The 8565-nt window shown below is 71.0% G+C and carries 8 protein-coding genes and 2 rRNA genes; 8 read left to right on the top strand and 2 right to left on the bottom strand.

Features of this window, described 5'->3' with window-relative positions; genetic code table 11:
- The 4 genes from CA983_RS36550 to CA983_RS47335 all read left to right on the top strand — a co-directional run.
- A 23S ribosomal RNA gene (locus CA983_RS36550) occupies window positions 1–403 on the top strand; the annotation flags it as partial.
- A gap of 105 nt (window positions 404–508) precedes the next feature.
- Window positions 509–625: ribosomal RNA gene (gene rrf, locus CA983_RS36545) — 5S ribosomal RNA — on the top strand.
- 216 nt (window positions 626–841) lie between these two features.
- Window positions 842–2002, top strand: coding sequence for a hypothetical protein (locus CA983_RS47340; RefSeq protein ID WP_208637113.1), 1161 nt, complete (start codon window positions 842–844; stop codon window positions 2000–2002).
- Window positions 1894–2619: a tetratricopeptide repeat protein gene (locus tag CA983_RS47335; protein WP_208637112.1), complete on the top strand. Its 726-nt coding sequence runs from the start codon at window positions 1894–1896 to the stop codon at window positions 2617–2619. Before CA983_RS47340 ends, CA983_RS47335 begins: the two co-directional genes overlap by 109 nt.
- Window positions 2620–2702: 83 nt before the next feature.
- On the opposite strand, the gene CA983_RS36535 is transcribed toward CA983_RS47335, so the two are convergent.
- On the bottom strand, window positions 2703–3995 hold the full coding sequence (locus tag CA983_RS36535; protein ID WP_086605040.1) for a DUF1015 family protein: 1293 nt from the start codon (window positions 3993–3995) through the stop codon (window positions 2703–2705).
- A 72-nt stretch (window positions 3996–4067) separates the two neighbouring features.
- Here CA983_RS36535 and CA983_RS36530 point away from each other — a divergent pair, with 72 nt between their 5' ends.
- From CA983_RS36530 to CA983_RS36515, 4 genes are all read left to right on the top strand, one after another.
- Window positions 4068–5096 (top strand): HAD hydrolase-like protein, encoded by a 1029-nt coding sequence (locus CA983_RS36530; RefSeq protein WP_086605039.1) that lies wholly within the window; start codon window positions 4068–4070, stop codon window positions 5094–5096.
- Between the two features lie 97 nt (window positions 5097–5193).
- Window positions 5194–6237, top strand: coding sequence for a FecCD family ABC transporter permease (locus CA983_RS36525; RefSeq protein WP_086605038.1), 1044 nt, complete (start codon window positions 5194–5196; stop codon window positions 6235–6237).
- Window positions 6234–7274 carry a FecCD family ABC transporter permease gene (locus CA983_RS36520; RefSeq protein ID WP_086605037.1) on the top strand — a complete coding sequence of 347 codons (1041 nt, stop codon included), beginning with the start codon at window positions 6234–6236 and terminating at the stop codon, window positions 7272–7274. The genes CA983_RS36525 and CA983_RS36520 overlap by 4 nt, the downstream gene beginning before the upstream one ends.
- Window positions 7271–8131, top strand: coding sequence for an ABC transporter ATP-binding protein (locus tag CA983_RS36515; RefSeq protein ID WP_086605036.1), 861 nt, complete (start codon window positions 7271–7273; stop codon window positions 8129–8131). The genes CA983_RS36520 and CA983_RS36515 overlap by 4 nt, the downstream gene beginning before the upstream one ends.
- Here CA983_RS36515 and CA983_RS36510 read toward each other — a convergent pair.
- Complete coding sequence (locus CA983_RS36510) at window positions 8115–8462, bottom strand: SCP2 sterol-binding domain-containing protein (RefSeq protein ID WP_086605035.1); 348 nt, start codon at window positions 8460–8462, stop codon at window positions 8115–8117. The two genes, CA983_RS36515 and CA983_RS36510, sit on opposite strands and share 17 nt — an antisense overlap.
- Window positions 8463–8565 lie beyond the last annotated feature (103 nt).

The raw sequence follows: 8565 nt of genomic DNA, 5'->3' as shown, positions 1-8565 counted from the left end.
CCTCGATGTCGGCTCGTCGCATCCTGGGGCTGGAGTCGGTCCCAAGGGTTGGGCTGTTCGCCCATTAAAGCGGTACGCGAGCTGGGTTTAGAACGTCGTGAGACAGTTCGGTCCCTATCCGCTGCGCGCGCAGGAATATTGAGAAGGGCTGTCCCTAGTACGAGAGGACCGGGACGGACGAACCTCTGGTGTGCCAGTTGTTCTGCCAAGGGCATGGCTGGTTGGCTACGTTCGGGAGGGATAACCGCTGAAAGCATCTAAGCGGGAAGCCTGCTTCGAGATGAGTATTCCCACCTCCTAGAGAGGGTAAGGCTCCCAGTAGACGACTGGGTTGATAGGCCGGATATGGAAGCACGGTAACGTGTGGAGTTGACCGGTACTAATAGGCCGAGGGCTTGTCCTCAGTTGCTCGCGTCCACTGTGTTAGTTCTGAGACAACGAACAGTTGTCGGCTTTGAGCAGAACAAACAATTGAAGAGTGTGCTTGTTCGCTCGAAACCATTAGGGTTTCGGTGGTTATTGCGTAGGGGAAACGCCCGGTTACATTTCGAACCCGGAAGCTAAGCCTTACAGCGCCGATGGTACTGCAGGGGGGACCCTGTGGGAGAGTAGGACGCCGCCGAACAATCTTTGGAAGGACCCCTGGTCACCAGCGTTCAGCTGGGACCAGGGGTCCTTTTTGTTTTTGCACTGCGCGCTGGGCAGCCGGCTGCGCGAGAATGACTTGCGGTACCGAAGACAGGAGTCACCATGTCCACCAACTCTCCCGACGACCGACCGGAGCGCGACCAGCAGCGACGGGAGGGGGACCGGAGCGACCGCGGCGGTCAGCGCGGGGACCGTGGAGACCGTGGCGGCTTCCGCGGAGGCGACCGAAGCGGCCGGAGCGACCGAGGTGAGCGAAGCGAGCGCGGAGAGCGTGGTGGCTTCCGGCGTGACGACAACCGTGGTGGTGGCGACAACCGTGGCGGTGGCAACAACCGTGGTGGTGGCGACAACCGTGGTGGTGGCTACGGCCGGCGCGACGACCGCGACCGAGGGCCGCGCAGGGACGATCGCGACCGGGGAGATTCCCGGCGTGATGACCGTGGGGAGCGGCCCCCGTTCCGGCGTGATGACCGTGGGGAGCGTCCCCCGTTCCGTCGTGATGACCGTGGCGAGCGGCGGGACGACCGGGGAGACAGGGGCGACCGGGGCGGTTTTCGGCGTGACGACAACCGTGGCGGCGGTTACGGCCGGCGCGATGACCGCCGGGGCGATGTCCGACGCGGAGATGACGACCGTGGGCAGCGCGGTGGATTCCGACGGGATGACCGTCGGGACGACAGGCGGGATGACCGTCGCGATGACAGGCGTGAAGGCGACCGCGGCGGATTCCACCGCCGTGACGACCGCGGAGACCGCCGGGATGATCAGGACCGTGGTTTCCGCCGTGATGACCGGGACCGCGGCTTCCGTGGCGACGACCKGGACCGCGGCTTCCGGCGCGACGGTGACCGCGGTGGTTTCCGGGGTCGTGACGACCGGCGGGATGACCGTCGTGACGACCGCCGTGGCGACGACCGTGGGGACCGTGGCGGTTTCCGGCGCGACGATGCCCCTCGGGGCGAGCGTGGCGGTTTCCGGCGTGATGACGGTCCCCGTCGCGAACGCGGTGAGTTCCGTCGGGACGACACCCGCGAGACCCGCGGCGACCGCGACACCCGAGGCGACCGTGGCGGCTTCCGTGGCCGGGACGATCGTGGCGGGCGTGGGCCGCGCCGCGACGATCGTGGTGGGCGGCCCGGGGGCTTCCGGGGCCGTGATGACCGGCGCGACGACCGTCGGGACGACCGGCGTGGCGGCGGCCGGTTCCGTGACGAGCGCGAGCGGGACAGGGAGCCGATCAAGCGGCTGCCGATCCCCGAGGACGTCACGGGCGAAGAGATCGACAAGGACGTACGGCAGGAGCTCCAGAGCCTGCCGAAGACGCTCGCGGAAGATGTCGCGAAGAACCTGGTGATGGTCGCGCGGCTCCTCGACGAGGACCCCGAGGGCGCGTATGGCTACTCCAGGGTGGCGCTGCGGCTGGCGTCGCGTGTCGCCGCCGTCCGGGAGGCCGCCGGGTTCGCGTCGTACGTCAGTCAGAAGTACGGCGAGGCGCTGGCCGAGTTCCGGGCCGCCAAGCGGATGACCGGGAACATCGACCTGTGGCCCGTCATGGCCGACTGCGAGCGTGGGCTCGGGCGGCCGGAGAAGGCACTGGACATGGCCGGGGCGCCCGAGGTGCACAAGCTCGACAAGGCCGGGCAGGTCGAGATGCGGCTCGTCGCGGCCGGTGCGCGACGGGACATGGGGCAGCTGGACGCGGCCATCGTGACGCTTCAGAGCCCGGAGCTGGCCTCCAACTCCGTGCAGCCGTGGACCGCGCGGCTGCGGTACGCCTACGCCGACGCGCTGCTGGCGGCCGGGCGGGAGAGCGAGGCGCGGGAGTGGTTCGCGAAGGCCGTGGAGGCCGACCGGGACGGCAGCACGGACGCCTCGGACCGGCTCGCCGAGCTGGACGGTGTGGAGTTCGTGGACGCCCTGGGTGAGGACGAAGGTGAGGGCGGCGAGGCCTCCGAGGAGGAGAAGGACTGACCTCGCGTAGAGGCAGAGGGGGCGGATCCCGGTCGGGATCCGCCCCTTTCGTGCGTCGGAACCAGCGCGTCAGAATCAGTGCGTCAGAGGTCCAGCGCGCGCAGCACCAGGCCGGAGGCCGGTTTCGGGCCGAACGACGTCGACTTGCGCGGCATGGTGACGCCCTGCCGGGCCAGGTCGCGGACGACCTCCTCGCGGACCGGGTGCATCAGAACGGCCGTGCCGCCGTCGCGTTCCGCCTTCGCCACCGTGGCGGCCGCGTCGTGGATGTAGGTGATGTGCGCGGGGGAGTCCTCGGGGATGCGCCAGACGTGGTCGAGCAGCGTGGCGTGCAGGACTGTCGCGTCGAGGGTGCGCCAGGCGGTGGGGCGGTCGGCGGGGACCGTGCGGGCCAGGAGGTCCGGGTCCGGGTGGTCGACGAGGTGGAAGGCACCGTCTCCGGCGAGCAGGAACGCGTTGCCCGCGCAGGCGGCCTCCGCCAGTGCCTCCAGGGCCTCGGGCAGCGGGAGTTCGAGGCGGCGCACGCGGAAGTGGTCGTCCAGGGCGGCCACGGCGTCGCCGACCGGCAGGTCGTGGAGGAGGCGGTGGATGGCGCGGACGCGGAGGGGGTAGCGGGCCGTGTCGACCAGGAGGACCAGGCCGTGGTCCCACGGGCTGGGGGACGGGTGTTCCGTGCGCAGGCGGCGGTAGGTCGCCCAGCGGTGGTGGCCGTCGGCGATGAGGGCCTGATGACGGGCCAGGTCGGCCTGGATCGTGGCCAGGTCGGCGGGGGCGGTGACCGACCACAGGCGGTGGCTGAAGCCGTCCTCCGTGGTGGTCGCGAGGAGCGGTGGCTTTTCGGCGGTCCGCTCGATCAGGTCCGCCGTGGCAGTCGTGGAGTCGTCGCCGCGGTAGGTCAGCAGGAGGGGTTCGAGGTTCGCCGAGGTGGCCCGCATCAGGGCCGCACGGTCGGCGACGATGTGCGGCATGACGTCCTCGTGCGGCAGCACCACCTGCTCGGCCGGGTCCGACACGCGCAGGGCGCCGATGACGCCGCGTTGCAGCATGCCGTTGCCGTCGCGCTGCTCATAGACGTACAGGCCGGGGTCCGGGTCGGTGGTCAGGACGCCCTCGGTCAGCCAGCGGCGCAGGGTCTTGGCGGCCTGGTCGTTGCGGGCGCTGGGGGTGGCGGCCTGGGGGAGGATCAGACGGACGATGTTGTGCGGGTCGGCGGACTCGAGGTGGTGCACTCCGTCGGGGCGGACGACGACGTCGTACGGCGGGGACGTCACTGCGGCCAGGCTGCCGACCCGGTCGGGGTCGTATCGAAGGCCTCGGAACGGGGTGAGTTCCAGGCCTCGGCGCTCCGTTGCTTCCGAGTGACCTGCTGTGTTCATCCCGGCATCGTACGGGTGTCAGTGGCATGGGGGATGATCGGGGGAAAGCCGTCGAACGAGGAGCGATGCGGGATGAGCCGGAGCGTCAGGACGAGGCCCGAGGGCAGTGGGCAGGCCCTGAGCGAGGCGTACGACACGGCGTTGCTCGACCTGGACGGTGTCGTGTACGCGGGCGGGAGCGCGATCGCGCATGCGGTCGAGTCGCTGGCCACGGCCCGGACGGGCGGGATGCGTCTGGCGTACGTCACCAACAACGCGCTGCGGACTCCGGACACGGTGGCCGAGCATCTGACCGAGCTGGGTATACCGACGGGCGCGGACGATGTCATCACCTCGGCGCAGGCGGTGGCGCGGCTGATCAGCGAGCAGGTGCCGCAGGGCGCCCGTGTGCTGGTGATCGGCGGTGAGGGGCTGCGGGTGGCGCTGCGCGAGCGCGGGCTCGTGCCCGTGGAGTCGGCGGACGACGATCCGGCGGCGGTGGTGCAGGGGTACGGCGGTCCGGAGCTGCCGTGGGGCCGTTTCGCGGAGGCCAGTTACGCCGTTGCGCGCGGTGTGCCCTGGTTCGCCTCGAACACCGACCTGACGATTCCGAGCGGGCGGGGGATCGCGCCGGGCAACGGCGCGGCGGTGGAGGTCGTGCGGATCGCCACGGGCGCCGAGCCGCAGGTCGCGGGCAAGCCGCTGCCGCCGATGCACCGGGAGACCATCCTGCGGACCGGGGCGAAGCGGCCGCTGGTGGTGGGGGACCGGCTGGACACGGACATCGAGGGCGCGTTCAACGGGGACGTCGACTCGCTGCTCGTCCTGACCGGCGTGACCGACGGCGCGCAGCTGCTGGCCGCGCCGCCGCAGCACCGGCCGACGTATGTGGACGCCGATCTGCGCGGGATGCTCGGTGGCCAGCCGGAGGTCGCCGAGGCCGGCGACGGGTTCCGGTGCGGTGGCTGGACGGCGAGGGCCGGTGCGGACCGGCTGGAGCTCGACGGGGACGGCGAGGCGCTGGACGGGCTGCGCGCGTTGTGCGCCGCGGCGTGGACGGCCGCCGGTGCGGGTGTGTGCGAGCTGGACGGGGGGAAGTCGCTGGCGAAGCTGGGTCTTTGAGTGACTGTTGGATCCGCGGTTCGGCGGGCAGGCGTCCGTGGCTGCGGCCGGGGCCCGGGATCGAGATCGAATGGCAGGGTAGGCTAACCTAACTTGCGTGTTGGTCGACAGTCCCCCTGAACAGCGCGCGGAGACCGCCTCCGCGCCCCCGACCCGACGGGCGATGCGTGCCGTCGGGCTCCTCCTGGCCCTGGTGATGCTGGTGCTCGTCGCGCTGGCGAGTATCGCCATCGGGGCGAAAGAGCTGTCCCTCGGGCAGGTCTGGCACGGCTTGTTCGAGGATTCGGGGACGTACGGCGACGTCGTCGTCGCGGAGCGGCTGTCGCGGACCGTGCTCGGGCTGCTCGCCGGTGCCGCCCTCGGCCTGGCCGGGGCGGTTCTCCAGGCGCTCACGCGCAACCCGCTGGCCGACCCCGGACTGCTCGGCATCAACGCGGGCGCGTCCGCCGCGGTCGTCACGGCCGTCACGTTCCTCGGGGTCACCTCGCTCAGCGGCTACGTCTGGTTCGCGTTCTTCGGCGCGGCCGCGGTCGGGGCGCTGGTGTGGTTCCTCGGCGGCAGCCGGGGCGCGACGCCGGTGCGGCTCGCCCTGGCCGGTACGGCGATCAGCGCCGCGCTCTACGGCTACCTCCAGGCCGTGATGATCATGGACGACGCGGCGCTCGGCAAGATGCGGTTCTGGACGGTCGGTTCGCTGTCCGCGGCGAACGACTCGACCATCCGGCAGGTCCTGCCCTTCCTGCTGGCCGGCATGGTCCTGGCGCTGGCCCTGTCCCGGCCGCTCAACGCCATGGCCATGGGCGACGACACCGCCAAGGCGCTCGGCGCCAACCTGAACCGGACGCGGGCGCTGTCCATGCTGGCCGCGACCGTGCTGTGCGGGGCGGCGACCGCGGCCTGCGGGCCGATCGTGTTCGTCGGGCTGATGGTTCCGCACGTCGTGCGCTCCTTCACCGGGCCCGACCTGCGCTGGATCCTGCCGTACGCGGCGATCCTGTCGCCCGTGCTGCTGCTCGGCGCCGACGTCATCGGCCGGATGGTGGCACGGCCCGCGGAACTGCAGGTGGGCATCGTCACCGCGATCCTCGGCGGGCCGGCGTTCATCTATCTCGTACGACGGCGGAGGACGGCTCAGCTGTGAAGACCACCAACCGTGCTGTGAGGACCCCGGGCGGGCTCTCCGTGCGCCTGGACGTGCGAGCCTTCACCGTCGTACTCCTGCTGCTGGTCGCGGCGCTCGCAGCGAGCGTCGTGCTCATCGGCACCGGCGACTTCCCGATCCCGGCCGCCGACGTGCTGCGGACGCTGTTCGGCGAGGGCAACGCGGGCCAGGAGTTCATCGTCAACGAACTGCGGCTGCCGCGGGTCCTGGTCGGGCTGCTGGTCGGCGCCTCGCTCGGACTCGGCGGCGCGCTGTTCCAGTCCATCTCCCGCAATCCGCTGGGCAGTCCGGACGTGCTGGGCCTCGGGCAGGGCGCGACGGCCGGCGCGCTCACCATGATCGTGCTGTTCTCCGGGAGCGCGAACCAGGTCGCCCTCGGCGCGCTGGTGGGCGGCCTGGTGACCGGCCTCGCCATCTACGTGCTCGCCTGGAAGCGGGGCGTGCACGGATACCGGCTGGTGCTGGTCGGTATCGGCGTCTCCGCGATCGTCACGGCGGTCAACGGCTATCTGCTCACCAAGTCCGACATCGTGGACGCGGCCCGCGCGGTCGTGTGGATGACCGGATCCCTCGACGGCCGTGACTGGGCCCAGGTCTGGCCGCTGCTCGGGCTGTGCGCCGTGCTCGTGCCGCTCGTCCTGAGCAACGCGCGCGGGCTGCGGATGATGGAGATGGGCGACGACGTGTCGTACGCCCTCGGGGTGCGGGTGGAGCGCGTACGGCTGCTGCTGATGGTGGCGGCCGTGCTGCTGACGGCGTCCGCGACCGCCGCCGCCGGTCCCGTCAGCTTCGTCGCGCTCACCGCGCCGCAGCTGGCCCGGCGCCTGACCCGCGCGCCCGGCCCGAACCTGCCGGCCTCCCTGTGCATGGGCGCCGCCCTGCTGGTCGTCGCCGACTGGCTCTCGCAGCGGGCGTTCGGCGCCGAGCAGTTGCCCGTGGGTGTGGTCACCGGCGTGCTCGGTGGCGCCTACCTGCTGTGGCTGCTGGTCACCGAACGCAAGGCGGGCCGGATATGAGCAAGAACCGAAGGAGCACCGTGAACCGTCTGTCCGCCGAGAACGTCACCCTCGCCTACGACCAGCGGGTGATCGCCGAACAACTGTCGGTGGAGATACCCGACAACTCCTTCACGGTGATCGTCGGTCCCAACGCGTGCGGCAAGTCGACGCTCCTGCGGGCGCTGTCGCGGATGCTCAAGCCCAGTGAGGGCCGTGTGGTGCTCGACGGTCAGACCATCCAGTCGATGCCCGCGAAGAAGGTCGCGCGGACCCTCGGTCTGCTGCCCCAGTCGTCCATCGCGCCCGACGGCATCACCGTCGGCGACCTGGTGGGCCGGGGCCGCTACCCGCACCAGGGCATCCTGCGCCAGTGGTCGACCGAGGACGAGCGGGTCGTCCAGGAGTCCATGCGGCAGACCGGCGTCGCCGAGCTGGCCGACCGGTACGTCGACGAGCTCTCGGGCGGTCAGCGCCAGCGCGTGTGGATCGCCATGGCACTCGCCCAGCAGACACCTCTGCTGCTGCTCGACGAGCCGACGACGTTCCTGGACATCCAGCACCAGATCGACGTCCTGGACCTGTGCGCGGAACTGCACGAGGAGCAGGGGCGCACGCTCGTCGCCGTGCTGCACGACCTGAACCACGCCGCCCGCTACGCCACGCACCTCATCGCCCTGCGCGAGGGCCGGATCATCGCCGAGGGCGCGCCGAAGGACATCGTCACGGCCGGCCTGGTCGAGGAGGTCTTCGGACTGCGCTGCCAGGTCATCGACGACCCGGAGACGGGCACGCCGCTGGTCGTGCCGGCGGCGCGCAAGGCACGCGTCGGAGCAGGGACCGGGGCCGGGAAGGCGGCGGCTACAGAAGCTTCCTGAGCTGGAGCAGGTCGCGCACGCCCGCGGACAGCTTCACCCGGCCCGAGCCCCAGGCCTTGGCGAAGTTCAGCTCGCCATCGACCAGCGCGACCAGGTCGTCACCGGTCATGGCGAGTCTGATCTCGGCCTTGTCGGGCGGCGGTCCCTGGACCGTGTCGCGCACGACGATCCGCCCGCCCTGCATACGGCCGACGAAGGTGACGTCCAGGTCCGTGATGTGGCAGCTCACGGAACGGTCCAGGGCCGCGGCCTCGCGGACGTTCCCCTCGGCGTGCTGCATGTTGTCGGAGAGCTTGTCGAGTGCGCTGCGGCACTCCTCGATCGTGGCCATCGCGGTCGACGGTACCTCAGCGGTTCGCGGTAGCGTCGGGGCATGGAAGACGCAGTTCCCCCGACGGACCTCCCGGAGGAGGCGCAGCAGGCGGAGCCTGAGC

This window comes from Streptomyces swartbergensis, from assembly GCF_002148965.1.
GTDB classification, from domain to species: domain Bacteria; phylum Actinomycetota; class Actinomycetes; order Streptomycetales; family Streptomycetaceae; genus Streptomyces; species Streptomyces swartbergensis.
The sequence above is the reverse complement of the archived record's forward strand: the minus strand, read 5'-3'. Positions and strand labels throughout refer to the sequence as shown.

Bases quoted from the DNA above. Each gene is read 5' to 3' on its own strand.
- CA983_RS36535 (WP_086605040.1), bottom strand. From the start codon at position 3,995: ATGAACACAGCAGGTCACTCGGAAGCAACGGAGCGCCGAGGCCTGGAA.
- CA983_RS36530 (WP_086605039.1), top strand. From the start codon at position 4,068: ATGAGCCGGAGCGTCAGGACGAGGCCCGAGGGCAGTGGGCAGGCCCTG.
- CA983_RS36515 (WP_086605036.1), top strand. From the start codon at position 7,271: ATGAGCAAGAACCGAAGGAGCACCGTGAACCGTCTGTCCGCCGAGAAC.
- CA983_RS36510 (WP_086605035.1), bottom strand. From the start codon at position 8,462: ATGGCCACGATCGAGGAGTGCCGCAGCGCACTCGACAAGCTCTCCGAC.